Below are 23,607 nucleotides of genomic sequence, written 5' to 3'. Positions count from 1 at the left end.
CCGGCGATCAGCCGCCGGCCGACATCACGGCCTCGAGACCGTTGACGACCCGGTCGAGGTCCTCGCGCGTGAGCGACGGGTGCACCGGGATCGAGAGCACCTCCTGCGCCGCCCGCTCGGTCTCGGGCAGGTCGGCCCCGGGGGCGTATCGCTGCAGCGAGGGCAGCCGATGGTTGGGGATCGGGTAGTAGACGCCCGCCCCGACCGCGTGCTCATCACGCAGAGCATCTCGCACCCGGTCGCGCTCGCCCCCGGCGATGCGCACCGTGTACTGGTGATACACGTGCTCGGCGCCGTCGGCGACCCGCGGGATCGTGAGCCCGTCGATGCCGGCGAGAGCCGCATCCAGCAGCGCCGCATTCCGCTGACGCTGCCGGGTCCACTCCCCGACCTTCCGCAGTTGCACGCGTCCCACCGCGGCGTGCACCTCGCTCATGCGGTTGTTGTATCCGACGATCTCGTTCGCGTACTGCGTCTCCATCCCCTGGTTGCGCAGCAGCCGCATGGTGCGGGCGATGTCCTCGTCGGCGCACGCGACGATGCCGCCTTCGATGGCCGTCATGTTCTTGGTGGGATACAGGCTGAACATCCCGAATGCGCCGATCGTGCCGGCGGGACGACCGCGCCAGGCCGCGCCGTGCGCCTGCGCCGCATCCTCGTAGATCGCCAGACTGTGCTCGGCCGCCACCGCTTCGATCTCGTCGACGAGGAACGGATGCCCATAAAGATGCACCGGCATGATGCCCTTCGTCCGCGGCGTGATCGCCGCGCGTACCCGTGCCGGATCGAGGGTGAAGTGCACCGGCTCGATGTCGACGAAGACGGGGGTCGCGCCCGCGAGGACGACGGAGTTCGCGACCGCCGCAAACGTGAACGACGGCACGATCACCTCGTCTCCCGGTCCCACTCCCGAAGCGATCAGGCCCAGCAGCTGCCCGCTCGTGCCGGAGTTGACGGCGACCGCCGTGCGCCCCTGGAGGAACTGGTCGGCGAACTCCGCCTCGAACGCGGCGACCTCCGGGCCCTGGGCGAGCATCCCGCTGCGCAGTACGCGCTCGACAGCTGCCACCTCCTCGTCGCCGATGAGCGGTTTGGCTGCGGGAATGAATGCGCTGTCCACGGCGGATGCCCTTCGTCGGCGTCGGCTCTCTCGAGCCCGGTCTGAGGTGGAGGCAGGAATCGAACCTGCGTGCACGGTCTTGCGGACCGCGACCTGGCCACTCGGTCACTCCACCGGGTCGGAGGCGCTCAGCCCCCTGGCGGAGAGTATCCGCTCAGAAAGGAGCCGAAGCGTCGGAGCGCGTCGGCGAGCACGTCGGTCTGGGGGAGGAAGGCGATCCGCACGTGATCGGGGGTACGCAGGTGGAACGCCCTCCCGTGCACGAGGAGGATGCGCTCCGCGTCGAGGAGGTCGAGGACCAGCCGTTCATCGTCGTCGATGCGGTGCAGCTCCGGATCGAGGCGCGGGAAGAGATACAGCCCACCACCCGCGACCTGGGTGCGGACACCCGGAATCGCGTCGAGCGCTGCGAGCGCTGCGTCCCGCTGCCGCGTGAGCCGGCCATCGGATGCGACCAGCACGTCGAGCGAGTCATCCTGCGTCAACGCGGCCGTGATCGCGTGCTGCGCGGGAACCGACGCACACATCCGCATGGATGCCAGCAGTCGCACGCCGGAGAGGAACTGGTCATCGGCATGGAACCCGGTGGCCGTCATCCAGGCAGCGCGGTAGCCCGCGACGCGATGGGTCTTCGACAGCCCGGCGAACGTGACGCAGGGCACATCCGGCGCGACCTGCGCGGTGGAGAGGTGCTCGAATCCGGGATAGACGACGCGGTCGTAGATCTCATCGGAGAGCAGGAGGAGCCCATGTCGTCGCGCGAGCTCGGCGATCTGCTCGAGCACCTCGCGCCCGTAGACCGCGCCCGTCGGGTTGTTCGGGTTGATGACCACGATCGCCGCGGTGTGCGGGCCGATCAGCGCCTCCATAGCCGCGATATCCGGCATCCAGCCGTCGGACTCGACGCAGGGGTAATGCACCGGCTGCCCTCCGGAGAGCACGGTCGATGCGGTCCACAGCGGATAGTCCGGGCTCGGGATCAGCACCTCGTCGCCCGGTTCCAGCAGCGCCTGCAGCGTGAGCCCGACGAGCTCGGAGACGCCGTTGCCGACCGTGATGTCGTCGATCGAGAGAGCGGGGAAACCGCGGCGGTGGGCGTAGTGCGCGGCGATGGCCTCGCGGGTCTCGGGCAGACCCGCCGATTCCGAGTAGCCGTGCGCGTGCGGGAGCGCGGAGCGCAGTGCCTCGACGATGGCCGCCGGAGCCTCGAACCCGAACGGGGCCGGGTTGCCGATGTCGAGCCGCAGGATGGACTCACCACTGCGCTCGAGTTCGGCTGCGCGTGCCGCGACGGGGCCGCGGAGGTCGTACAGCACGCCCTCCAGCCGGGAGGAACGCCCGATCCGGTACTCGGCGCCCGCCATACCGCCCGCCCTCACGCCCCCTCCCGCGTCGCGCGGACACCGGCGATGGCCGCGGCGAGGTCTTCGACGAGGCGCTGCGTGTCGGCGTCGTCGAGGTCGTGCACGGTCAGGCGCAGGTGCGAGTCACCCGTCGAGCCGTCCGGATCGAGCGCGAACTCCGCACCGGAGCGGGCGAGCCAGCCCCGCAGGGCGAGACGACGGGACACCTCGGCGGTATCGCCCTGGACGTCGACCCAGACGTTGAGTCCGTCGTCACCCTGCGCGTGCACTCCCCGTTCGGCGAGCAGCGCGACGAACGCGCGGTTGCGTGCCGCATAGTGCGCGCCGGAGTCGGCGATCAGGTTCTGGGTCGCCGTATCGCGCAGCATCCCGGCGGCAAGCCGCTGCATCACATGGCTCACCCACATCGTGCCGGGGCTGAGTCGCAGGGCCAGCCGGTTCGCGGTGACCGGATCGGATGCTGTGACCGCGAGGCGCATGTCGGGTCCGAGGAACTTGGACACCGAGCGCACCAGCGCCCATCGTTGATGGGTGGGCGCGATGATGCTCGAGTACGGCGTCGTGGAGAGCAGCGAGAAGTGGTCGTCTTCGATGATCAGCACGTGCGGGTGCTCGGCGAGCACCTCGCGAAGCGCCATCGCCCGTGCCGCGGTGATGCCGACCCCGGTCGGGTTGTGCGCGCGCGGCGTGCAGACGATCGCGCGGGCGCCGCTCTCCAGTGCGGTGCGCAGCCCCTCGACGGTCATCCCCTCGCGGTCGACGGGGATCGCGACGGGCGTGTACCCAGCGAGGCGTGCGGTGTGGATGCTGGAGAGGAAGCACGGGTCTTCGAGGCCGACGCGGTCGCCCTGCACCAGGCTCTGGGCGAGCAGGCGTTCGACGGCGTCCACGGCACCGGCGGTGATCGACAGACGGAAGGGTCGAGGGTGGTCGGCGGCGATCCACTCCGTGGCCCATTCGGCCAGTGCGGGATCGATCACGGATTCGCCGTAGAGCACGTGGGCGGGCTCGATACCGGCGAAGGCGGCGGCGAGGTCGGGAAGGTGCGCGGCATCGGGGTTGCCGCTGCCGATGTCGCGGAGCACCGTCCCCGCGGTGAAGCCCTCGTCGGGGTTCTGCGCAGGACCGAGCACCGTCGTACCGGTGCGACCGCCCGTGATAGCGATGCGTGCGGTGACCAGCGAGCGGTAGGCCGCGAGCACCGTGTTGCGATTGACGCCGAGACGCGCGGCGAGGGCCCGGACCGAGGGGAGGTGATCGCCCGCGGCGAGCTCTCCGCGATCGACGAGATCGCGCACGCTCTCGGAGATCTCGGCGGCGGAGGCGCCCGAGATGCGGTCGGAGACGTCGTCGCGATCGCGTGCCTGTGCCATGGCTCGACGCTATTCGAGATTTTGGCCTATGTCAAAATTCTTCCGGCATCCGGCGCCGTCCGCGTCAGCCGCGCTCGTCGACCTCCTTCCCGAGCCGCTGTGAGATCCACACCGGGATGAAGGACGCGACGATGACGACCGTCGCGACGACGTTGACGACGTTGGCCTCATTGGGCCGGGCCATCTGGTTCATGATCCACAGCGGCAGGGTGTCGACGCCGGGAGGCGCCGTGAAGATCGTCACGTACACCTCGTCGAAGCTGAGGGCGAAGGCGAGGATGGCGCCGGCGATGAGCGCGCTGCGGAACTGCGGCAGCGTCACCAGCACGAACGTCTGCCACGGGCTCGCTCCGAGATCCTTCGACGCCTCCTCGATGCCGGGGTTCATCCGTCGCAGCCGCGCGAGCACATTGTTGAACACCATGACGATGCAGAAGGTGCCGTGCGCGATGATCATGCCGTAGAACCCGACCTGGATGCCGATGGGCTCCAGGATCTGGTTGTACGTGTTGTTCAGGGCGACACCGGTGACGATGCCGGGCAGGGCGATCGGCAGCACCACGAGGAGGTTCACCGCACGCTGACCGAAGAACGAGTACCGCTGCAGCGCGAAGGCCACGAGCGTTCCGAGGATCACGGCGATCACGGTGGCACCGGAGGCGACGAGGACCGAGTTCAGCAGAGCCGCGCGCACCGGCTCGCTCGTGAACGCCTTCCCCCACCATTCGAGCGAGAACCCGGTGACCGGCCAGCTCACGATGCGCGCGGAGTTGAACGAATTGAGCACGACGAGCGCGAGCGGGATGTACATGAACGCGAGCACGATCGCGACGATGATTCCGAGCACGACCTTGGAGGTGCGGGACAGTCTCAGCATGCGCGACTCACATCCTTTCCAGAGCACCGGTGCGCTGGACGCTCACCAGGTAGACGACGACGAAGGCGATCGGCACGAGCGAGTAGGCGGCCGCCAGCGGCGGGTTCAGGTTGATGTTCGACGCGATCACGCTGCCGATCATCTGCGTGTCGCCGCCGACGAACCGGGCGACGAGGTAGTCGCCGAGGCTCAGGGAGAACGTGAACACCGAACCCGCGATGAGGGCGGGCTTGATGAGCGGGAGCACGACCGAGACGATCGTGCGCCACGACCCCGCACCGAGGTCGGCGGAGGCGTCGAAGAGGTTGGGCGGCAGTTGTCGGATCGCGGTGTACACCGGGACCGCCATGTACGGCAGCCACAGGTACGTGAGGGTCAGCACGACGGTCAGGATGCTGAAGCCGGGGCCGGAGAGCCCGAGGGGCGCGAGCAGCCAGTTCGCGAAGCCCTGCTCGGTGAAGGTGATGCGCATCGCGAGCACCTTGACCAGGTATCCGGCCCACAGCGGCAGGGTGATCGAGACCGCGAGGAGTGCCCGCAACCAGGGCGCGGCGACCTTCGCCATGAAGATGCCGAGGGGGACGGAGATGAGCACGGCGAGCACCGTCACGGCGAGCGCGATCCCGAGGGTGCGCAGCGAGGTCGACAGGTAGGCCGGATTGACGAAGAGCTGCTCGAAGTTGCGCAGCGTGAAACCGGGCTTCACCTTCGAGGTGAAGGGGTCGGTGATCCAGAAGGCGGTCACGAGGAGCATGACCAGCGAGAAGATGTAGATCCCGATGAGCCAGGTCATCGGAAGAGCGAGGAGCCCGGCGATGCGGAGGCGGCGCTTCATGTCGATCCCGTTCGTGGTGGCGGAAGATCTGCGGAGGTGAGGGGCGGGCCGGAAGACCCGCCCCTCGATGCGGCTCAGCCCTTGACCGAGAGCCAGGCGTCCGTCCACTGCTGGAAGTTCGTGCAGGTGACGTCGGTGCGGCCGTCGATGCACTGCTCGATCGGCGTCGTCCAGAACCAGACGTTCTTGAAGTACTCCTCGTCCGTGGCGTTGAAGTAGTCGCAGTGCGCCTTCGCCTCGTCGCTGGTGTCGCAGAAGGCGGCGTTCGCGGGCGCCATGCCGAAGTTCATCGCGATCGCGCCGTTCACCTCCGGCGAGGACGAGTAGTCCATCCACGCGTAGGCGCAGTTCGGGTTCTTCGACTCGGTCGCCATCATCCAGGCGTCCGACCACCCGGTCGAGCCCTCTTCCGGCAGCACGCTCTTGAACTTGTCATCCTCGGTCAGCTTGCGCAGCACCTCCCACGACGTGCCGAGCACCGTGGTGCCGCCCGCGAACGAGGTGATCTGCGCGGCCGGGTCGGACCAGTACTCGGAGACGATGTCGTTCTGCTGCTTGAGCAGGTCGATCGCCGCATCCAGCTGCTTCTGGTCGAGCGCGTACGGGTTCGTGATGCCGAGGTCGGGCTCGTGCGCCATCAGGTACACCGCGGCGTCGGCGATGTAGATCGGGGCGTCGTAGGCGATGACCTTGCCCGCGTAGGGGCTGTCCTTCTCCCACGCGATGTCCCAGCTGGTGGGTTCCTCGGTCACGACCTCGCTGTTGTACTGGAGGATGTTCGCGCCGCGACCGATCGGGATGCCGTAGGACTTGCCGTTGATGGTGTCGTAGATCTGACCCTTCATGCCCTCGACGATGTCGTCGCCGAAGTTCGGGATGAGCTCGAGGTTGAGCGGCTGCACGTCGCCACCGGCGATCAGGCGCAGGCTCGCGTCGCCCGAGGCGGAGACCAGGTCGTAGTCGCCGGTGCGCATGAGCTGGACCATCTCATCGCTGGTGCCGGCGACGCGGCGGTTCACGACGCAGCCGGTCTCGGTGGTGAAGGCGTCGCTCCAGGCGGGCTCGACGAATCCACTCCAGGCGACGATGTTGACCTCGCCCTCGTAGTCGCCGAGCTCCTCCTGCATCGCGATGTCGGGAACGTCGATCTGGAGTCCGCCGCCCCCTTCGGCCGGCGTCTCCTCTCCGCCGGTGGAACAGCCGGACAGTGCCAGGGCGGCGACCGCGGTCATCGCCGCGGTGGCCAGGATCTTCTTACGCATGGATCGCTCCTTCGTGATCGGTGCTGCTGTGTTCTCAGGTGTTCGGGTGTTGCGGTGTTTCACGTGCGGTTCTTCAGGGAAGCCGGGCCGCGTGGTCGGGTGACCAGACGGCACGGACGTGGTGTCCGCGGGCGAGGTCGTCGTCGGCGGAGTGGCGCGCGTTCGGGCGTTCGGCGATGAGGTCGAGGCCCGCATCGGTCGTGACGAGGTAGCGGGTGGCGGGGCCCGTGTAGACGACCTCGCTGATGGTGCCGGTGAGCGAGACCTCGCCCGCGGCGAGCGCCGCATCCGGTCCGATCAGCCGCATCCGCTCCGGGCGCACACTCATGGTCCGCCGGTCGCCGGTCAGGCTCTCGGCCAGCTCTCCGCCGATGAGGTTCGAGAGCCCGAGGAAGCGTGCGACGAACTCGGTCTCCGGGCGCTCGTACACATCGCGTGCGGTGCCGACCTGCTCGATCCGGCCGCCGTTGAACACCGCGACGCGGTCGCTGAGCGTGAGGGCCTCCTCCTGGTCGTGGGTGACGAAGATGAAGGTGATGCCGACCTCGCGCTGGATCTGCTTGAGCTCGATCTGCATCTGCTCACGGAGCTGCTTGTCGAGCGCACCGAGCGGCTCGTCGAGCAGCAGCACCTGAGGGCGCAGGATGAGGGCGCGGGCCAGGGCGATCCGCTGCCTCTGACCGCCGGAGAGCTGGTGCGGCAGGCGGTCGGCGACGTGGTCGAGCCGCACCTGCTCCAGCGAGGTCTGCACCCGAGCGGCCCTGGCGCTCTTGCCCTCGCCGCGGACGCGCAACCCGTAGCCGACGTTGTCGGCGATGGTCAGGTGCGGGAACAGCGCGTAGTCCTGGAAGACGGTGTTGACCGGACGGGCGTGCGGAGGGGTCCTGGTCACGTCGACGCCGGAGAGGCGGATGCTGCCGGAGGTGGTGTCTTCGAACCCGGCGATCATGCGCAGCACCGTCGTCTTGCCCGAGCCCGACGGACCGAGCATCGACAGGAACTCGCCCGAGGCGACCTCGAGGTCGAGGTCGCGGACGGCGGTGAACTCGCCGAACGACTTCGTGACGCCGCTCAGGGTCACCGTCCCGTCGGGGCGGGCGGCCTCTGCGGCTGCGGGTGCTGCGGGTGCCGTGGCGATCATCTCGCGCTCCTCGGTCATCGTCGAACTCGGAAGATTCCCCAAAACATATAAACCCAGAGGTAATATGTCAACAGCGAGTTTCTTGGGTATGGTGAGCGCGGAAGGGAGAATCGCAGAATGGCATCGAGCTCGACGACGCATCCGACGCACGCCCCTGCCGACCCCTCCCCCGACGCGGAGCACGAACAACCACACCGCCTTCAGGGCGCACTGTTCCAGCCCATCGGCGACGAGGGCAGGGCCGAGCTCGTCGAGCGCCGCCTGGTCGACGCGATCACCCGCGGGCACCTCCGCGCCGGCGAGCGCCTCCCCTCCGAAGCCGACCTCAGCAAGAGCCTCGGCGTCGCTCCGGTGACCGTGCGCGAAGCGCTGCTCGCGCTGCGCGGTCGCGGCCTCGTCGTGACCCGACGCGGACGCAACGGCGGCAGCTTCGTCGCCGCACACGCCGACCCCCTGACGTTCGCGCGGGAAGCGGTGCGGCGCACCTCGCGCGTCGCCCTGCGTGACCTCGGCGCGCACTACGCCGCGATCACCGGTGCGTGCGTCCGCCTCGCGGCGAGGCGCGCCGACCCGAGCGAGACGCAGCGGGTGCGCCGTCGGATGGACCGGATCGACGAGCTCGACACCGAGGCGCAGCGCCGGCTGCTCGACGACGTGCAGATCGAGATCGTGGCCCTCAGCCAGTCCGCGCGACTGACCCGTGAGCAGATGAAGCTGCAGGCGGAGCTCTCGCCCTACCTGCGTCTCGTCGCGCACGAGACCGAGAATCTTCGACGGCAGGGCGCGCACCTCGCCGCCGTCATCGACGCCGTGGAGGCCGGAGACCCCGACGCCGCCGGGGCGAGGACCGAGCTCATGGCCGCCGAGACCATCGACGCGCTGATCCGGCTCCAGGCCGCGAACGGTTAGTTCCGAAGACCCGCATCGACGTGCACAGGAGGACGCGATGAACACAGCAACCGACACCGCCACCCAGGCCGCGGCCGCGATCGTGGAGGACTACTTCGCAGCGCCCGTGCGGGCACTGGTCGACTGGGTGGGCCCGTTCGCCACCCAGGTCGCCGAGGCCAGGGCCAGCGGACCGCTCACCCGCTCGAAGATCGATGCCCTGGTGCGACCGCATGCCCTGAAGACACTCGACCTGCGCGGCGTGCCCGTGTACGGCGCCGGGTTCATCGCGGCGATCGATCTGCTCGCCGACGCCCACAGCCACCTGGCGTGGTGGCAGGGCGACGACCGGCGGCAGCTCGTGCTCGCCTCGCAGTCGCTCAACAAGGAGAACATCGACTACAGCGCGCTCGAGTGGTACCGCGTGCCCATGACGACCGGGGAGCCGCATGTGGCCGGCCCCTACGTCGACTACCTCTGCAGCGACGAGTACACGATCACGATCGCCGTGCCCGCCGATGTGGACGGCGAGCGGATCGGCGTCGCCGGACTCGATCTGCTCGTCTCGGCGGTCGAGCGGGACCTGACCCACCGGTTCGCCGCGCTGGGCAGCGAGGTCACGCTGACGAACGGCGTCGGACGCGTGGTCGTGTCGACCGATCCGCGATGGGCGACCGGCGACTCGGTGCGAGGCAGCGGTCTCGCCGACCTCCCGCGCGTCGCCTGTCCCACCGTCGCGCTGGACGTGATCGTCGGCTGACCTGGGGCGATGCCGCCACGCGCAATAGCCCGACCGCGAGGCGCGCAGCGCCCTACAGGCGGTGGAGGAGCGACGAAGAATGGGCACGAATCGCTAATGCGATCGCGCCCATTCTTGGTGCGTGTGTTGGCTGAGTGCCTATTCTCTTCTGCGTCGGTCCGCGTAGACGATGAAGAGGATCAGCAGCCAGAAACCGACGTCGATCGATAGTACGGACATGAGATCTGCGGAGAACTTCCAGGCCCCGAATCCCAGGAGTGTGAGCTGAACCGCGAGGACGGGTGCCATCACAATTGTGGCGAGGAGCGCCGGATGGATCTTCTTCATTGCTACGGGAGACACGAGGTCACTGACAGCTGAAGCCAGCGGGACCGGCAAGGGGGTAGATGCGCATCTGACGATTGTTCTTGCAGACTCCGTTCGCGACGATGATACCGACGATCATCGCGATCACGGCGGCGCCGACACCGCACCCGACGCCGGCTGTTTCAGGGCCGAGCAAGGCGCAGATCGCGACGACCAGCGTGCCTGACGCTCCGGTCACCATCGCTTGCTGCTCTGCTCCCGTGAGTTGAATGTAGGGGAAGGGGTCTGAGCCCCCTGTCACAAACACACTCGCAAAGGCTCCGGGGTCGTCGGGGAAGGTGATTGTGACGCCCGGCGCCAACGCGTAACTCCCGTCGTCGGCATTTCCAGTGGTCCCGGTCACTATCGACGCATTCGATTCCGCCAACTTGTCGCGGAGTTCGGTGAAGAGTGAGTGCAACCGCGACGATTCAAACACATGTAACCCCTAACACTTTAGATGAGAGTCTGATCTTCGCACGGTGATCTCGCCGTGTACACCCCGACCCGCGATGGGCGACGGGCGACTCCGTGCGGGGCCGTGGTCTCGCCGATCTGCCGCGGGTCGCGTGCCCCACCGTCGCGCTCGACGTGATCGTCGGCTGACCTGACGAACTTGGTCAGGCGGCCTCGCCTGATGCGGCGGCGACGAGGCAGTCGTGAGGGTTGGATGCTCCTATGCGTGTCAGACTCGGACGGTGGGCTTCACGGTTACAGATGAGATCCCTGCGGTCGACGAGCTTGTTGAGCTCTACCGAACGGTTGGCTGGACGGCCTATGCCGCGGACCCCGCTCGACTCCTCGCGGCCGTGCGTGCTTCACACACCGTTCTGACGGCACGCAGCGAGACGGGCACACTGATCGGCTTGCTTCGCACCGTCTCGGATGGCCTGACGATCGTGTACATCCAGGACATCCTCATCACACCCTCCCAGCAACGCGCAGGCATCGGGGGCACGCTCCTCGATGCCGTCATCGCCCGAACGGACGGGATCCGCCAAATGGTCCTTCTCACTGACGACGAAGCGGCACAACGGGCGTTCTACGAATCCCGCGGGTTCACGGAAGCGCACGACATCGCTCCGAACCCACTTCGCTCGTTCGTCCTTCTCCGCTGACGACGCCAGCGTGAACCGGTGCAACCAGCTTCCGAGGAAATAGACACCGACGCCCGGCGAACGTCGGTGGCACCGGGCACGATGGGGGCATGACCGACGGCTACGATCCGGAGTTCCTCGGAGCGACCCTCCCCCTTCCACGCCCGACGCAGCCGGTGCGCCCGCTCCCCTATCCGCGCTTCACGGTGCTGCTCGATCCTGCACGGCAGCTCGCCGCAGTGACCGCGGTGAACATCGACGGCGCCTCGCTGCAGGATCTCCCGCGCACCGGCGACTGGCGGCTCGACGAACGCGTGCCGGCCGCCGAGCAGACCGGGCCGGAGGCCTATGCCCGCAACGACCTCGACCGCGGGCACCTCGTGCGCCGCCGCGATCCCGGATGGGGACCGGTCGATGCGGCTCGCGCCGCCACCGAGGCGACCTTCTTCTACCCGAACGCCGCACCGCAGGCCGCCGGCTTCAACCAGTCGAAGGAGCTCTGGCTCGGCCTCGAAGACCATGTGCTCGCCTACGCCGAGACGACCGATCAGCGGGTGTCGGTCTTCACCGCGCCGGTCCTGGCCGACGACGACCCGCCGTACCGCGGCATCCGGATTCCGCTGCGGTTCTGGAAGATCACCGCCTGGCAGGGGCCGGACGGGCTCGCCGCCGCCGGTTTCGTTCTCGATCAGTCCGAGCTCGTCGACACGCGGGAGGGGGTGCTCGCGGTGCCGCCGCTCGGCGCCTTCCGCACGTTCCAAGTGCCCGTCGCCGACATCGCCGCCCTGACCGGCATCGACCTCGGACCCTTGACCGGGTCGGATGTGCTCGGCGCTCAGACCGCGCTGCCGGAGCGGTGGCGGACGTTGACAAAGAACAACGACATCGCCCTCTGAAGCCGCCATCGACGTGATTACGACGTTGTATCATCAAGGACGGTGATGACGTCTGGGAGGTCGTATGGCAGCCACCCTCCACGACGTGGCGAATCTCGCCGGTGTCTCGATCAAGACCGTCTCCAATGTCGTCAACGACTACCCGCATGTCAAGGAATCGACGAGGACCCGCGTACGCCAGGCGATCGAAGAGCTCAACTACCAGCCCAATCTTTCGGCACGCTCTCTCCGCTCCGGACGGAGCGGCGTGATCGGGCTCGTGCTCCCCGAACTGAGCCTCAGCTACTTCGGGGAGCTCGCTGACGCGGTCATCGCCGAGGCGGAGAGACACGGTCTCGTGGTACTCATCGAGAAGACCGGCGCCGACCGTGACCGCGAGATCGCCGTCCTGACGAGCCCACGCATGCAGCTCACCGACGGCCTCATCTTCAGCCCGCTCGGCATGGGGCAGGCGGATGCTCAGCACTTCGAGGTCGACTTCCCGGTGGTGCTCCTCGGCGAGCGCATCTTCGGCGGTCCTGTCGATCACGTCACCATGCGCAACGTCGAGGCCGCGCAGGCGGCGACGGAACTGCTCCTGAAGGCCGGCCGCCGACGCATCGCTCTCGTCGGCGCACACGTCGATGAGGATGTGGGATCCGCCGCCCTGCGCACGCAGGGCTACGAGCAGGCCCTCGCCGCCGCCGGCATCGAGGTCGATCAGTCGCTCGTGCGGTATACGACGCTCTGGCACCGGTCGAACGGAGCTGAGGCGATCCGAGACCTTCTGAGCGACGGCGTCGAGTTCGATGCCGTCTTCGGGCTCAACGACGCGCTCGCGCTCGGAGCGATGCGAGCTCTCCAGGAGGCGGGCCTCCGCATTCCGGATGACGTCTCGGTCGTGGGCTTCGATGACATCGACGAGGCCCAGTACACGCTCCCGAGCCTGTCGACGATCGACCCCGGTCGGGAGCAGATCGCCGCTCTCGCCGTGGAGCTGCTCCTCACCCGCATCCGTGACGGCGCCGGTCGGCCGTCCGACCCCCGCGAGGTGCTGGTCGACTTCGAGGTGGTCGTACGCGAATCCGCCGTCCCGTCGGACTGACCCGGGTCGGGACACAGGCGCGGAGCGGCCGATGTCTCCGACCGCCCCGCGCCCTGCTTTACTCCCGCATCACTCCCGTGTCACTGGATGCCCTCCTTGATGAGACGCCACTCCTGGCACGCCGCCCCGGTCGGACCCCACTGCTGCGCGACCGCGCCGTCGGCCGTCGAGCACGAACCGATCTCAAGGAGCTTCGCACTGTTCGCATTGGCGATGGTCCAGTAGCCCGCACTGTTGGGTGACAGGTTCCAGCGCTGGGTGGCGGTGCCGCTCGCCGACCGCTGGACCGCGTCGGTGCCGTCAGCAGTGGAGGCGCCGGGGATCTCGAGGAGCTTCCGGCTGTTCTTGTTCACGAGTTCGAACGTTCCCCCCGTCGCGGGCTGCACCTTCCAGATCTGCGTGGCATTCGCCGTCGGCCCCCACTGCCCGGCGGGAGCACCGTCGGTCGTGAGCGCGGACAGGATCTCGAGCACCTTGCCGCTGTTGCGGTTCTGCACCTGGAAGGTCGCCGGCAGGGTCGTTCCACTCTTGTGGAGCTGGATCTGGTCCAATTCAGCGAAGGTCCCCGAGTAGGCGAACCGCACGGTGTTCGACCCGGCGTTGAGGGTGACGGTCTTCTGTGCCCAGAGGTAGCGCCCCCAGTCAGCGGTGGTGGGATAGCTGATGTTCGTCGCGGTCCCTCCGTTCACCGAGACCGCGTGACCGCTCGTGGAACCCATGCCGTTGGCGTACCGGACATTGAGGTCGTATGTACCCGCCTGCGGAGCATCGACGGTGAAGGTCACCGTGCTGTCCGCGAAGTTGATGTTGCCGACCTTGCTCCCGTTCGAGGCGTCGCCGTGCGTGACGAGCGTGGTGTTCGTCCGCGCGGCGTTCTCCGCCTCGTAGGCGGTCGCGGTGAGCGGGATCGTCCCGACCCGGATGTCGTTGTAGAGGTAGGTCTGACTAGGGTTCGACGGATTCGCGCGGTAGTTGTCGACGTTCACCGCCTGGTACAGCGTGCGTCCGTCCGGGCTGTAGTCGATCCCCTGCGCGAAGCCGGTGATCGAGCTCGGACCGTTGAACGTCACCGCGAAGGGCAGTCGCTCCCACGGACCGGCGCCGAGGTTGTAGTTGACGAAGAAGTTCTGTCCGCCGTCGAGGTTGCCGGCGGCATCGAGCCCCCACTTCGAGGCGACGACGATCATTCCCTTCGGCCCGCCGGTGGGCACCCACTTCACCGTCGGGGACGATCCGATTCCGCGACCGTCCGCGAGTTCGACCGGCGTTCCCAGACTCGTCGTCGATCCCCAATTGAGTCCGTCGGGCGACTTCTTGAAGAACACCGGCGACGCGTTCGAGAAGGCATATCCCTGCGCATTCACCACTTCATACGTCGCGATGTAGGAGCCGTCGGGCAGCTTGTCCACCGTGATCATTCCTGGGCGATGCGTGGAGTCGGTCGGAGCGGACACGTTCGAGAGCGCGCCCCACGTCTGGCCGCCGTCGAGCGAGCGCCGGTAGGACACGGCCTGGAGAACGCCATTCGCCTTCTGCCGTTCATCCGAGAAGTAGGCGACGAGCCCGCCCCCTCCATCGATCGCCAGCGTCGGCTCCCAGACGGTCGTGGTCGTCGACGTCGAGGAGGGGTCGTAGATCGCCGGTCCACCCGTGTCGATCGTGCTCACGTAGCTCCACGAGGCCCCTCGGTCGGTGCTCTTGTAGACGACGAGCTTCGTCACCGACGACGCGGCGTTGCGGTCAGCGGGTCTGATCTGACCGGTGAGCAGGATCGTGCCCGCCGCGAGGTTTCCGGTTGTCTGCGGGACCTCGAAGAGGAAGGGCTGCGCCAGGCGGTCGAGCTGCGTCGTGCTCTCCTGTCCGGCGGTCCCGGGGAACTGCAGCCCCGGGTTGACCGCCGAGATCTTCTGCCAGCTCGTGCCGTCGTTGGTGCTGCGGAAGATCGGCCACTCCTGGTGGCACGCCAGGGCCGGGTTCGCGAGGCAGGCCTGCGTGTCCGTCGTGGGGTTGGAGCTCGGGTTGACGTCCTTGATCAGACGCCCGTCGTCAAACGTGTTCAGGAGCGTCCCGTTGGAGGTGCCGTTGTGCTTGAGGGCGATGATCTTCGCGTAGGCAGTGCCCGTCGCGTCTCCGCCCTCATCGTTGAACGACGAACCGTCCGGTGGGGCGTACACGAGCGATCCGTTGCCCGTCGTCACCGCCTGAGCCGATGTCGCGACGAATCCCGTCGCCACGAGTGCCAGCGTCGCGGCGATGGCGGACAGTCCTGCCAGCCTCCCGCGCGATCTCTGTGCCGATAACCGCTTCATTGCGTCCTCCGAGGTTGAGGTCCTGACGCGGAGTTCCCCATCAGGATTTACATCGTTGTAAATGGAGAATTGCACAACGTTGTAAATCAGTCAAGAGCCGCGGCGATCAGCGCCGGGAATGCCGCAGGAACGCGTCGGCCACCGGCGTGCGATGCCGCTGGAGCACACCATCACTGTCCTCCTCGAGCGCCCACAGTCCCATGGAAAGGCGGTAGTCCATCGGCTTGCCGTCTCCCGGGCGATAGGACCACTCGACCATGTCCGTGATGCACCACCACGTGTATCCGATGACGTCGACGCCGGCCGCGCGAAGGTCCTCGACCGCCGCGATCGACGCATCCATCCAGGCGATCCGCTCTTCGACGGTGCCGGTATAGCTCGTCTCGGTCAGGAAGACGGGCCGCTCGTAGCGCGCGGCGAACGACTGGATGACGTCCGCCAGACCTTCGGTGCCGGCATCGAGGCGCGGCCGAAGATCGCGCGGACCCCCGGTGTGCACGACCCCTGCTTCGAACACCTCCGTGGAGTGCTGCGGGTAGTAGTTGACCCCGACCACGTCGGGGATCGCCGTGTTCTCGATGGCCCAGGCGAAGTCCTCGTCGGTGAACCCGTTCTCCCGCAGGTATTCGGCGAGCGGGTGGTCGCCGCCGACGCGACCCATCACGAGATCCTGGACGATGTACGCGCGATGCCGGAGGTGCTCGTGAGTCTCGCTCTGCGCAGCGGTGTCCCCCGCGAACCGGAAGGAGGCCTCGACATGCACGAAATCGGCATCCGGATCGGCGGCGGCGATGGCCCGCTGCGTCGTGACGATGCCGCGGGAGATCCCACGGAGCACCTCCACGAAGCCACGATCGCCGGAGCAGTACGGCGGCCACTGCGCGAACTCACCGCAGTACATGATGTTCAGAAGCGGTTCGTTCAGAGGCGTGTAGTGCCGGATTCGACCTCGATACCTTTCGGCGACGGCGGCGGCGTACTCGGCGACGCGCTCCGGATACTCCGGGTTGACGAACTGATCCTCGAGCCAGAGCGGCGTCCCGTAGTGGACGAGATCGGCGATGAGCTCGATCCCCAGCTCGTCGAAGCGGTCGATGACCTTATCGAGCCACTCCCAGTCCCACTCACCCGGGGCCGGGTTCACGCGGTACCAGGGGATGCCCCACCGCACCATCTCACTGCCCACGTCGGCGCAGTAGCCGAGATCCTCCGACCAGAAGCGGTAGTGCTGCATGAGTTCGTACTCATCCAGCGCGCGCTCACCCGGCCGGGTCTGAGGGATGAAGGTGTCTTCCACTCCCATCGCGAATCGCAGGCGTCCGTCCTCGAACCAGTTCACGTCGTCGTTCTCCTTCTCGGATCCGCGGATCCGTTTCGATCTCTCTGCCGCGTGTCGGCGCCCGACACACGGCAACCCGCACCGATCGGGAGCGTCGGTGCGGGTGGTCGTGCAACGGAGTCAGCCCGCCAGGGCCGCCTCCATCTCCTGCTGCGCCGTGCGGAGCAGCTCCGCGGGGTCGCCCCCGGCGAGCGCTTTCTGCGTGGCGGTGTCGAGCGCGGTGAGCACATCCGTCGACGGGATGACACCCGGCAGGAGTGCGGCACCGTATTGCGACTGCTCAGTGAGGGCCGACACGACGGGGTTCTCCGCCACGTCCTCGGCCGTAACCTCCGACGTGAGCGGGGGCCAGCCGGAAGCGAGCGACCACGTGACCATGTTCTCCTTCTGGTAGAACCAGCTGAAGAACTTCTCGGCCGCCGCCTTCTCCTCCGCTGACGCCTGAGCCGTGATGCTCATGTCGACGGCGAGAGCGGAGGCCACGATGCCGTCAGGCCCGGCCGGGAGCGGCGCGATGCCGTAGTCGATGCCCGATTCTTCGGAGACGGTGGCGAGCCACGGCCCCCCGAGGGTCATCGCGACCTTTCCCGCACTGAAGAGTCCGTCGGCGTCGGCGCCTGTGAGACCCGTCGGCGAGAACTTGCCGGCGGTGACGGCATCGGCCCAGTACGTGAGCGTCTCGACGTTCTCCGGCGAATCGACCACGACGTCACCGTCGGCGGTCACGACATCGCCACCGCCGCTCTTGAACAGAGACGGCCAGACGCCGTTGCCCACGGTCGCATTGTCCTGGAGCGCGAGTCCGTACTGCTCGGGCTCACCGTCTCCGTTCGCGTCGACGGTGAGCGCGGTCGCGGCAGCGACCCACTCGTCCCACGTCGTCGGCACCGAGACACCGGCTGCCTCGAACATCGCGGCGTTGTAGAACATCGTCAGCGGGGTGAAGCTCAGCGGAGCCCCGAAGCGCTCGCCGTCGACGATGCCGGTATCGACGGCACCGGGATTGAGGACGTCCGAGGCGCTGTCGCTCTCGTACCAGTCGTCGAGGGGCTGGAGCGCGCCTTTCGACGCGAAGACCGGGATGTTCTCGGGAGGGATCGCCATGAGCTGCGGCCCCTTCTTCGCGGTGAGCGCGGGCAGAGCCGAGTCCAGGAGTGTCGCCCAGGGCTTGACCGACGGCGTGATCTTGACCTCGTCCTGCGACTTGTTGAACTCGGCGACGAGGTCGTTGAGCACCTCGCCATCCGCTTCCGTGTAGCCGTGCCAGAAGTCGAGCTCGATCACTCCGCCTTCCTCGGAAGGGGTGCCGGCCGACGAGCAGCCGACCAGGGCGAGCAGAAGGACGCTCGCAAATGCTGCGGGTAGTGCTTTCTTCATCAGGGGAACCTCCACTGTTCGACCACTCTGTCGGCGCGGAGGACGGGTGTCCTCATCATCGCTTTACAACGTTGTAAGTAAACGTTATAGAGGTTATGGTTCTCGATGTTCCGAGAAAAGTCAAGCCACTCGGCCCCTCGTCCCACCTGGGCGCTCCCGCAGCCGTCCAGCGCTCGTGACCGCGAGTTGACGAGCCGACCCCAAGGTCCTTACTGTGTGGGTTACAACGTTGTAGAGAGAAGTGACAATGACCGCCACGACTTCCCCACCCGCCCGCCGCCGTCGCCCGCCGGCGCAGCTCGGCGGACGCGGCCCGATCGCCGGGATCGCGAAGCGCCGCCTCACGATCCTCGCCTTCCTCGTGCCGGCCCTGACGATCCTCGCCCTGTTCGTCTTCTGGCCGATGGTGTCCGCACTTCGGCTGTCCTTCACCGACGCGAGCGGATTCGGGCTCGAGGAATACGTGGGCTTCGCCAACTACGTCGAGGTCTTCACCGACCCCGACATGCTCCAGGCGATGAGCAACACCGTGCTGTACACCGTGCTCTTCACGCCAGTGGCCGTCGTGCTCGCACTCCTGCTCGCCCTCGCGCTCAACAGCCCGCATCTCCCCCTGCGCGGCATGTTCCGCACGTGGCTGTTCCTGCCGTTCATCGTCTCCCTCGCCGTCGCCGCATTCGCCTGGCAGTACCTCCTCGACCCGCAGGTCGGTCTGGTGAACTACTGGCTGCAGGCCTTCGGCATCCGCATCGGCAACGTCCTCCAGGATCCGGTGCTCGCGATGCCGACCGTCGTCCTGGTGGCCGTGTGGAAGAACTTCGCCTTCTACATGATCGTGTTCCTCGCCGGGCTCCAGGAGATCCCGAAGAGCCTGTACGAGGCGGCGAACATGGACGGCGCCGGCCCCCTCGCGCGCTTCCGCAACGTCACCCTCCCCCTGCTGGGCAACACCACCGGATTCGTGCTCATCATCGCGACGATCGCCGCACTCCAGGCCTTCGACCAGATCTACGTCCTCACCGGCGGCGGCCCGTACCGCAGCACGCAGACGATCGTCATGCAGATCTACCAGTCCGGATTCCGCGACCTCGAACTCGGCTTCGCCTCGGCGGTGTCGTACGTACTGCTCATCGCGACGCTCCTCCTGAGCCTCGTGCAGTTCGCCCTCTCGGGCCGTCGAGCGAAGGACGCCGCATGACCACCATCACCCTGCCCCGCCGTCGACCCCCGCGACTCCGCGTCGGGCGCGGACTCTACTTCCTGGCGATGCTGATCGTCACGCTCCTGATCCTGCTCCCGATCCTCATCATCGTCTTCACCGCCTTCAAGCCGGTGCCCGAGGTCAACGCGTTCCCGCCGTCGCTCGTCCCGGGGGCATGGACCCTCGACAACTTCGAGCGGATCTTCACGGAGCTGCCGTTCGCCCGACTGATCCTCAACAGCTTCGTCTTCGCGGGCGGGGTCACGATCTGCGCACTCATCTTCGACTCGCTCGCCGCGTACGTGCTCGCCCGCATCGACTTCCGCGGGAGTCGCGTGCTCCTCGTCGTGATCGTGGCGAGCCTGATGATCCCGTTCCAGGCGACCCTCATCCCGATCTACCAACTCGTCTCGGACTTCGGTTGGGTGAACACCTTCTGGGGCCTCATCATCCCCCGCGCGGCCGACGCCTTCGGGATCTTCTTCCTCCGGCAGTTCTTCCTGTCGCTGCCGCGCGACCTCGACAACGCCGCCCGCATCGACGGGGCCTCGGAGTTCCGGATCTTCCGCAGCATCGTGCTCCCCAACGCCATCCCCGCACTTCTCACGCTCGGCATCTACACCTTCGTCAACAACTGGAACGACCTGCTGTGGCCGCTCGTCTTCACCACGGAGCAGGAGATGGGAACCATCACCTCCGGGCTCACGCTGCTCACGGGGCCGAGCGGCATCATCCCCTACGGCGTCATGATGGCGGGCTCCCTGATCGCCGTGGTGCCGCTCGCGATCATGTTCCTGTTCGTCCAACGGCGCTTCATCGAGAGCGTCGCGAGCACCGGGCTCAAGTAGACCCCCATCCGCACGCCGGCCGCGACCCGCTCGCCAGCACCGTGACGATCCGACCGAAAGGCAGAAATGACCGCCGCACGATTGACCTTCGACCCTCAGCTTCCGGTCGGAGCTGTGAACCGCCGAGTCTTCGGCTCCTTCGTGGAGCACCTGGGCCGATCCGTCTACGACGGCATCTACGAACCCGGACACCCGAGCGCCGACGCCGAGGGCTTTCGCACCGACGTGAAGGCGCTGGTGTCCGAGCTCGGCGTGAGCGCGATCCGCTACCCCGGTGGCAACTTCGTCTCCGGCTTCCGTTGGGAGGACAGTGTGGGTCCGCGGTCGCAGCGCCCCGCCCGACTCGACCTCGCCTGGCATTCGGCGGAATCGAACCAGGTGGGCCTGCACGAGTTCGCGTCGTGGCTCGACTCCGTCGGCAGTGAGCTCATGCTCGCCGTGAACCTGGGCACGCGCGGAACGCTGGAGGCACTCGATCTCCTGGAGTACACGAACCTGCGATCGGGCTCGGCACGGGCCTCCCAGCGCGCTGCGAACGGCCGGGCCGAGCCGTTCGACGTGCGGATGTGGTGCCTCGGGAACGAGATGGACGGCCCGTGGCAGCTCGGTCACCGCTCGGCGGACGACTACGGCAAGCTCGCCGCGCAGACCGCTCGCGCGATGCGGATGTTCGATCCGACCCTCGAGCTGGTCGTCTGCGGCTCCTCCAGCCGCTCGATGCCCACCTTCGGGGAATGGGAGCGCGTCGTCCTCTCCCACACCTACGACGACGTCGACTACATCTCCTGTCATGCCTACTACGAGGAGAAGGACGGCGACCTCGGCAGCTTTCTCGCGTCGTCCGTCGACATGGACGAGTTCATCGAGTCGGTGATCGCGACCGTCGATCATGTCAAAGCGACGAAGCGCAGCGACCACGTCGTGAACCTCTCGTTCGACGAGTGGAACGTCTGGTACAACACCCGGTTCGAGACCGTCGACAAGATCACCGGCGCGCAGAACTGGCCCACCGCGCCGAGGCTGCTCGAAGACGCCTACTCCGTGGCAGACGCCGTGGTGGTGGGCAGTCTCCTCATCTCGCTGCTGCGTCGCGCCGACAGGGTGACCAGCGCCTCGCTCGCTCAGCTCGTGAACGTCATCGCCCCGATCATGACGGAGCCCGGCGGCATCGCCTGGAAGCAGACGACGTTCTTCCCGTTCGCCGTCACCTCGGAGCTCGCATCCGGGCAGTCGATCCCCACGCACATCGAGTGCGACCGCTATGAGACCGAGACGTACGGGAGCGTGCCGGTCATCGATGCCGTGACGACGTTCGACGCCGCCACGGGCAGCGTCAGCCTGTTCCTGGTCAACCGATCGCAGACCGACCCGGTGACACTCTCGTTCGACGTCTCAGAATTCGGAGCGGTGCGGGAGGCCCACGCCCGCACGCTCAGCGACGATGACGTGTACGCCGTGAACACACTCGAGGACCCGGAGCGCGTTGCTCTTCGCCAGAACGAGACCCTGGTGGTCTCCGATGGCGTCGCGGTCGTCGAATTGCCGCCCGTATCCTGGACGGCCGTCAGCTTCCGGGTCGCACCGGCAGCGCACTGACCGATGGTCCGCCGCTGCGCCTGGCGGCATACGTATCGAGCAAAACAAGCACGCCGATGCCCCTGTGTGGCGCCCGCCGATCGGGCACACTGGATCGATGGAGTACAGCGGAGTGGTCCCGATGGACGCGCCAGACCCGAGCATCGCGGCGGAGTCCCGACTGCAGAGCCTTCCGTTCCCCGTCTTCGAACTGAGGCCGCAGCCCGCGCTCACGCGTCTGCCGATCGCCGGCTTCACGGAGATCGGCGGTGAGACCGGGCGCGAAGAGGTCTCCGCGGACTTCAGCTACACACTGTGGCGGTACCCCGACGATCACGCTGATCCCCGCAATGAGATCGAGCTGGACGAGGCGACGAGGCGTTCCCTCGAAGACGAACCTCCGTGGGGACGCCCCGCCTGGCTGATCGAGCAGGTGAGGGCGTTCCGGTACCCGATGCTGTGGGAGGCGGTGCGCACCACCTGGCGTGCTTCCCCTGCTCGCGAGGGGAGCACCCTCGACGAGCAGCTCGTCGCCCACACCAACCACATCCTGCGCAACCGGTTCCGCGAGGAGCTCGGCCTCTCGTGGGATCCGCGCGCCGATGACGACGACGCGTGGGCCGCGACGACCACTGCGGTGTCGGACGCCTCACTCGATGTCGACGGAGAACACCGCCCCGCGCGGCAGATCGACACCGACCCGTTCGTCTACAGCGTCGGATTCCGCGTCGACAAGCATGTCGTGTGCTCGATGGTCGTCCCCCGAGATGCTCTGCCCCTGGTCGACCTCGCTGTCACGCGCCTCGCGACGGGCCCTCAGACCCCGGCGCGCACGACCTCCAGCGACGGGTAGTCGGTGTACCCCTCCGCCGTGCGCCCGTAGAACAGCTGCGGGCGCGGGTCGTTGAGCTCCGCTCCCTCTCGCCAGCGCTCGACCAGGTCGGGGTTGGCGATCACGGGGCGGCCGGCGGCCACGGCATCCGCCCATCCGTCGGCGACGAGCGCCTCGGCATCCTCCCGCGTCGTGACGACACCGAAGCCGGTGTTGATGATCAGGGGCGCGTCCGCCGTGCGCCTGATGTGCTGCACGAGCTCGCTCGTCGGTGCAGCACTCAGCACATCGATGAAGGCGAGACCGAGCGGGGCGAGGCCCTGAGCGACGGCGGCGTAGGTCGCGTGGACATCTGCGTCGTTCTCCTCCAGCACACCCTGGATGTTGTGCTGCGGCGACAGCCGGATGCCGGTGCGGTCGGCTCCCACCGCCGCCGCGACGGCGGTCGTGACCTCGATCGCGAAGCGGGCGCGGTTCTCGGGCGAACCGCCGTAGCGGTCGTCGCGGATGTTCGACACGGGCGAGAGGAACTCGTGCACCAGGTAACCGTTCGCCCCGTGCACCTCGACGCCATCGAAGCCCGCGGCGATCGCGTTGCGCGCGGCCTGCGCGAACTGCTCGACGACCTCGGGGATCTCGTCGAGGGTGAGCGCGTGGGCGACCGGAAGATCGGCCTTGCCGACGGGCGTGTGCGTCTGGCCCGGTGCGGCGAGGGCGCTCGGCGCGACCACGCGCGGCTGCCCCGAGATCTCCGGATGCCCCACGCGTCCGCCGTGCATCAGCTGCATGACGATCGTGCCGCCCGCCTCGTGGACCGCTGCGGTGACGGGCCGCCACCCCTCGATCTGCGCGGGCGTGACGATGCCCGGCTGGCCCGCATAGGACTTGCCCTCAGCAGCCGGCCACGTGCCCTCGGAGATGATGAGGCCCTGGCCCGCGCGCTGCCGGTAGTACTCCACCATCACCTCGGTGGGCACCCCGTCGTCATCCGCACGTGTGCGGGTGAGCGGCGCCATGACGACGCGATTGGACAGCTGCAGGGCGCCGAAGACGGCCGGATCGAAGAGAGTCACAGAGGGAGGTA

The 23,607-nt window shown here is 67.6% G+C and carries 22 protein-coding genes and 1 tRNA gene; 9 read left to right on the top strand and 14 right to left on the bottom strand.

What is annotated here, in order from left to right:
• Positions 1 to 7: 7 nt before the first annotated feature.
• From ACIOTO_RS10920 to ACIOTO_RS10885, 8 genes are all read right to left on the bottom strand, one after another.
• Positions 8 to 1,120: a DegT/DnrJ/EryC1/StrS aminotransferase family protein gene (locus tag ACIOTO_RS10920; RefSeq protein WP_105710542.1), complete on the bottom strand. Its 1,113-nt coding sequence runs from the start codon at positions 1,118 to 1,120 to the stop codon at positions 8 to 10.
• A 44-nt stretch (positions 1,121 to 1,164) separates the two neighbouring features.
• Positions 1,165 to 1,235, bottom strand: a tRNA-Cys gene (locus ACIOTO_RS10915).
• A 13-nt stretch (positions 1,236 to 1,248) separates the two neighbouring features.
• Positions 1,249 to 2,484: an aminotransferase class I/II-fold pyridoxal phosphate-dependent enzyme gene (locus ACIOTO_RS10910; protein WP_400857815.1), complete on the bottom strand. Its 1,236-nt coding sequence runs from the start codon at positions 2,482 to 2,484 to the stop codon at positions 1,249 to 1,251.
• 11 nt (positions 2,485 to 2,495) lie between these two features.
• Positions 2,496 to 3,857: an aminotransferase class I/II-fold pyridoxal phosphate-dependent enzyme gene (locus tag ACIOTO_RS10905; RefSeq protein ID WP_400857814.1), complete on the bottom strand. Its 1,362-nt coding sequence runs from the start codon at positions 3,855 to 3,857 to the stop codon at positions 2,496 to 2,498.
• A gap of 64 nt (positions 3,858 to 3,921) precedes the next feature.
• Positions 3,922 to 4,734 (bottom strand): ABC transporter permease, encoded by an 813-nt coding sequence (locus ACIOTO_RS10900; RefSeq protein WP_029262206.1) that lies wholly within the window; start codon positions 4,732 to 4,734, stop codon positions 3,922 to 3,924.
• Between the two features lie 7 nt (positions 4,735 to 4,741).
• A complete protein-coding gene (locus ACIOTO_RS10895; RefSeq protein ID WP_400857812.1) occupies positions 4,742 to 5,569 on the bottom strand; it encodes an ABC transporter permease in 828 nt (275 codons plus the stop codon).
• A gap of 74 nt (positions 5,570 to 5,643) precedes the next feature.
• Complete coding sequence (locus tag ACIOTO_RS10890) at positions 5,644 to 6,831, bottom strand: extracellular solute-binding protein (RefSeq protein ID WP_105710547.1); 1,188 nt, start codon at positions 6,829 to 6,831, stop codon at positions 5,644 to 5,646.
• A gap of 73 nt (positions 6,832 to 6,904) precedes the next feature.
• Positions 6,905 to 7,972 carry an ABC transporter ATP-binding protein gene (locus ACIOTO_RS10885; protein ID WP_105710605.1) on the bottom strand — a complete coding sequence of 356 codons (1,068 nt, stop codon included), beginning with the start codon at positions 7,970 to 7,972 and terminating at the stop codon, positions 6,905 to 6,907.
• 117 nt (positions 7,973 to 8,089) lie between these two features.
• Between ACIOTO_RS10885 and ACIOTO_RS10880 the strand changes: the two genes are divergently transcribed.
• Together ACIOTO_RS10880 and ACIOTO_RS10875 are read left to right on the top strand one after the other, a co-directional pair.
• Positions 8,090 to 8,881 carry a FadR/GntR family transcriptional regulator gene (locus tag ACIOTO_RS10880; RefSeq protein ID WP_029273944.1) on the top strand — a complete coding sequence of 264 codons (792 nt, stop codon included), beginning with the start codon at positions 8,090 to 8,092 and terminating at the stop codon, positions 8,879 to 8,881.
• 37 nt (positions 8,882 to 8,918) lie between these two features.
• On the top strand, positions 8,919 to 9,620 hold the full coding sequence (locus ACIOTO_RS10875) for a cache domain-containing protein (RefSeq protein WP_400857811.1): 702 nt from the start codon (positions 8,919 to 8,921) through the stop codon (positions 9,618 to 9,620).
• Between the two features lie 138 nt (positions 9,621 to 9,758).
• On the opposite strand, the gene ACIOTO_RS10870 is transcribed toward ACIOTO_RS10875, so the two are convergent.
• Both ACIOTO_RS10870 and ACIOTO_RS10865 read right to left on the bottom strand, forming a co-directional pair.
• Complete coding sequence (locus ACIOTO_RS10870; protein ID WP_400857810.1) at positions 9,759 to 9,962, bottom strand: hypothetical protein; 204 nt, start codon at positions 9,960 to 9,962, stop codon at positions 9,759 to 9,761.
• A gap of 4 nt (positions 9,963 to 9,966) precedes the next feature.
• The gene (locus ACIOTO_RS10865) at positions 9,967 to 10,404 is read right to left on the bottom strand and encodes a hypothetical protein (RefSeq protein ID WP_400857809.1); all 438 of its coding nucleotides are present in this window, start codon (positions 10,402 to 10,404) and stop codon (positions 9,967 to 9,969) included.
• Positions 10,405 to 10,663: 259 nt separating this feature from the next.
• Here ACIOTO_RS10865 and ACIOTO_RS10860 point away from each other — a divergent pair, with 259 nt between their 5' ends.
• The 3 genes from ACIOTO_RS10860 (at position 10,664) to ACIOTO_RS10850 (ending at position 13,042) form a co-directional block, all read left to right on the top strand.
• Positions 10,664 to 11,083 carry a GNAT family N-acetyltransferase gene (locus tag ACIOTO_RS10860; protein ID WP_400857808.1) on the top strand — a complete coding sequence of 140 codons (420 nt, stop codon included), beginning with the start codon at positions 10,664 to 10,666 and terminating at the stop codon, positions 11,081 to 11,083.
• An 89-nt stretch (positions 11,084 to 11,172) separates the two neighbouring features.
• Positions 11,173 to 11,958 (top strand): DNA/RNA non-specific endonuclease, encoded by a 786-nt coding sequence (locus tag ACIOTO_RS10855; RefSeq protein WP_400857807.1) that lies wholly within the window; start codon positions 11,173 to 11,175, stop codon positions 11,956 to 11,958.
• 64 nt (positions 11,959 to 12,022) lie between these two features.
• Positions 12,023 to 13,042, top strand: coding sequence for a LacI family DNA-binding transcriptional regulator (locus tag ACIOTO_RS10850; protein WP_400857806.1), 1,020 nt, complete (start codon positions 12,023 to 12,025; stop codon positions 13,040 to 13,042).
• Between the two features lie 80 nt (positions 13,043 to 13,122).
• Here the strand turns inward: ACIOTO_RS10850 and ACIOTO_RS10845 are convergent, their stop codons facing one another.
• The 3 genes from ACIOTO_RS10845 to ACIOTO_RS10835 form a co-directional block, all read right to left on the bottom strand.
• The gene (locus tag ACIOTO_RS10845) at positions 13,123 to 15,351 is read right to left on the bottom strand and encodes an RICIN domain-containing protein (RefSeq protein ID WP_400857805.1); all 2,229 of its coding nucleotides are present in this window, start codon (positions 15,349 to 15,351) and stop codon (positions 13,123 to 13,125) included.
• A gap of 106 nt (positions 15,352 to 15,457) precedes the next feature.
• The gene (locus ACIOTO_RS10840) at positions 15,458 to 16,690 is read right to left on the bottom strand and encodes a family 1 glycosylhydrolase (RefSeq protein ID WP_400857803.1); all 1,233 of its coding nucleotides are present in this window, start codon (positions 16,688 to 16,690) and stop codon (positions 15,458 to 15,460) included.
• A gap of 120 nt (positions 16,691 to 16,810) precedes the next feature.
• Positions 16,811 to 18,067, bottom strand: coding sequence for an ABC transporter substrate-binding protein (locus ACIOTO_RS10835; protein WP_400857802.1), 1,257 nt, complete (start codon positions 18,065 to 18,067; stop codon positions 16,811 to 16,813).
• A gap of 247 nt (positions 18,068 to 18,314) precedes the next feature.
• Between ACIOTO_RS10835 and ACIOTO_RS10830 the strand changes: the two genes are divergently transcribed.
• The 4 genes from ACIOTO_RS10830 (at position 18,315) to ACIOTO_RS10815 (ending at position 22,544) form a co-directional block, all read left to right on the top strand.
• Entirely contained in the window at positions 18,315 to 19,265 is a 951-nt protein-coding gene (locus ACIOTO_RS10830; RefSeq protein WP_400857801.1) for a carbohydrate ABC transporter permease, read from the top strand.
• Complete coding sequence (locus ACIOTO_RS10825; RefSeq protein WP_400857800.1) at positions 19,262 to 20,116, top strand: carbohydrate ABC transporter permease; 855 nt, start codon at positions 19,262 to 19,264, stop codon at positions 20,114 to 20,116. Before ACIOTO_RS10830 ends, ACIOTO_RS10825 begins: the two co-directional genes overlap by 4 nt.
• Before the next feature lie 66 nt (positions 20,117 to 20,182).
• On the top strand, positions 20,183 to 21,712 hold the full coding sequence (locus tag ACIOTO_RS10820; RefSeq protein ID WP_400857799.1) for an alpha-N-arabinofuranosidase: 1,530 nt from the start codon (positions 20,183 to 20,185) through the stop codon (positions 21,710 to 21,712).
• Between the two features lie 97 nt (positions 21,713 to 21,809).
• Complete coding sequence (locus tag ACIOTO_RS10815) at positions 21,810 to 22,544, top strand: hypothetical protein (protein ID WP_400857798.1); 735 nt, start codon at positions 21,810 to 21,812, stop codon at positions 22,542 to 22,544.
• Here ACIOTO_RS10815 and ACIOTO_RS10810 read toward each other — a convergent pair.
• Entirely contained in the window at positions 22,508 to 23,596 is a 1,089-nt protein-coding gene (locus tag ACIOTO_RS10810) for an alkene reductase (RefSeq protein ID WP_400857796.1), read from the bottom strand. The two genes, ACIOTO_RS10815 and ACIOTO_RS10810, sit on opposite strands and share 37 nt — an antisense overlap.
• Positions 23,597 to 23,607 lie beyond the last annotated feature (11 nt).

Origin of the sequence: Microbacterium sp. NPDC087592 (assembly GCF_044743585.1) — a bacterium.
Taxonomy (GTDB): Bacteria; Actinomycetota; Actinomycetes; order Actinomycetales; family Microbacteriaceae; genus Microbacterium.
Note: the sequence above shows the minus strand (reverse complement) of the source record. Positions and strands in the feature narration are given on the sequence as shown.

What these genes read in the sequence shown, in the direction of transcription:
- ACIOTO_RS10880 (WP_029273944.1), top strand. Translation starts at nt 8,090, where the DNA reads ATGGCATCGAGCTCGACGACGCATCCGACGCACGCCCCTGCCGACCCC.
- ACIOTO_RS10900 (WP_029262206.1), bottom strand. Translation starts at nt 4,734, where the DNA reads ATGCTGAGACTGTCCCGCACCTCCAAGGTCGTGCTCGGAATCATCGTC.
- ACIOTO_RS10910 (WP_400857815.1), bottom strand. Translation starts at nt 2,484, where the DNA reads ATGGCGGGCGCCGAGTACCGGATCGGGCGTTCCTCCCGGCTGGAGGGC.
- ACIOTO_RS10905 (WP_400857814.1), bottom strand. Translation starts at nt 3,857, where the DNA reads ATGGCACAGGCACGCGATCGCGACGACGTCTCCGACCGCATCTCGGGC.
- ACIOTO_RS10835 (WP_400857802.1), bottom strand. Translation starts at nt 18,067, where the DNA reads ATGAAGAAAGCACTACCCGCAGCATTTGCGAGCGTCCTTCTGCTCGCC.
- ACIOTO_RS10885 (WP_105710605.1), bottom strand. Translation starts at nt 7,972, where the DNA reads ATGATCGCCACGGCACCCGCAGCACCCGCAGCCGCAGAGGCCGCCCGC.
- ACIOTO_RS10820 (WP_400857799.1), top strand. Translation starts at nt 20,183, where the DNA reads ATGACCGCCGCACGATTGACCTTCGACCCTCAGCTTCCGGTCGGAGCT.
- ACIOTO_RS10845 (WP_400857805.1), bottom strand. Translation starts at nt 15,351, where the DNA reads ATGAAGCGGTTATCGGCACAGAGATCGCGCGGGAGGCTGGCAGGACTG.
- ACIOTO_RS10815 (WP_400857798.1), top strand. Translation starts at nt 21,810, where the DNA reads ATGGAGTACAGCGGAGTGGTCCCGATGGACGCGCCAGACCCGAGCATC.
- ACIOTO_RS10855 (WP_400857807.1), top strand. Translation starts at nt 11,173, where the DNA reads ATGACCGACGGCTACGATCCGGAGTTCCTCGGAGCGACCCTCCCCCTT.
- ACIOTO_RS10830 (WP_400857801.1), top strand. Translation starts at nt 18,315, where the DNA reads ATGACCGCCACGACTTCCCCACCCGCCCGCCGCCGTCGCCCGCCGGCG.
- ACIOTO_RS10890 (WP_105710547.1), bottom strand. Translation starts at nt 6,831, where the DNA reads ATGCGTAAGAAGATCCTGGCCACCGCGGCGATGACCGCGGTCGCCGCC.
- ACIOTO_RS10875 (WP_400857811.1), top strand. Translation starts at nt 8,919, where the DNA reads ATGAACACAGCAACCGACACCGCCACCCAGGCCGCGGCCGCGATCGTG.
- ACIOTO_RS10895 (WP_400857812.1), bottom strand. Translation starts at nt 5,569, where the DNA reads ATGAAGCGCCGCCTCCGCATCGCCGGGCTCCTCGCTCTTCCGATGACC.
- ACIOTO_RS10825 (WP_400857800.1), top strand. Translation starts at nt 19,262, where the DNA reads ATGACCACCATCACCCTGCCCCGCCGTCGACCCCCGCGACTCCGCGTC.
- ACIOTO_RS10850 (WP_400857806.1), top strand. Translation starts at nt 12,023, where the DNA reads ATGGCAGCCACCCTCCACGACGTGGCGAATCTCGCCGGTGTCTCGATC.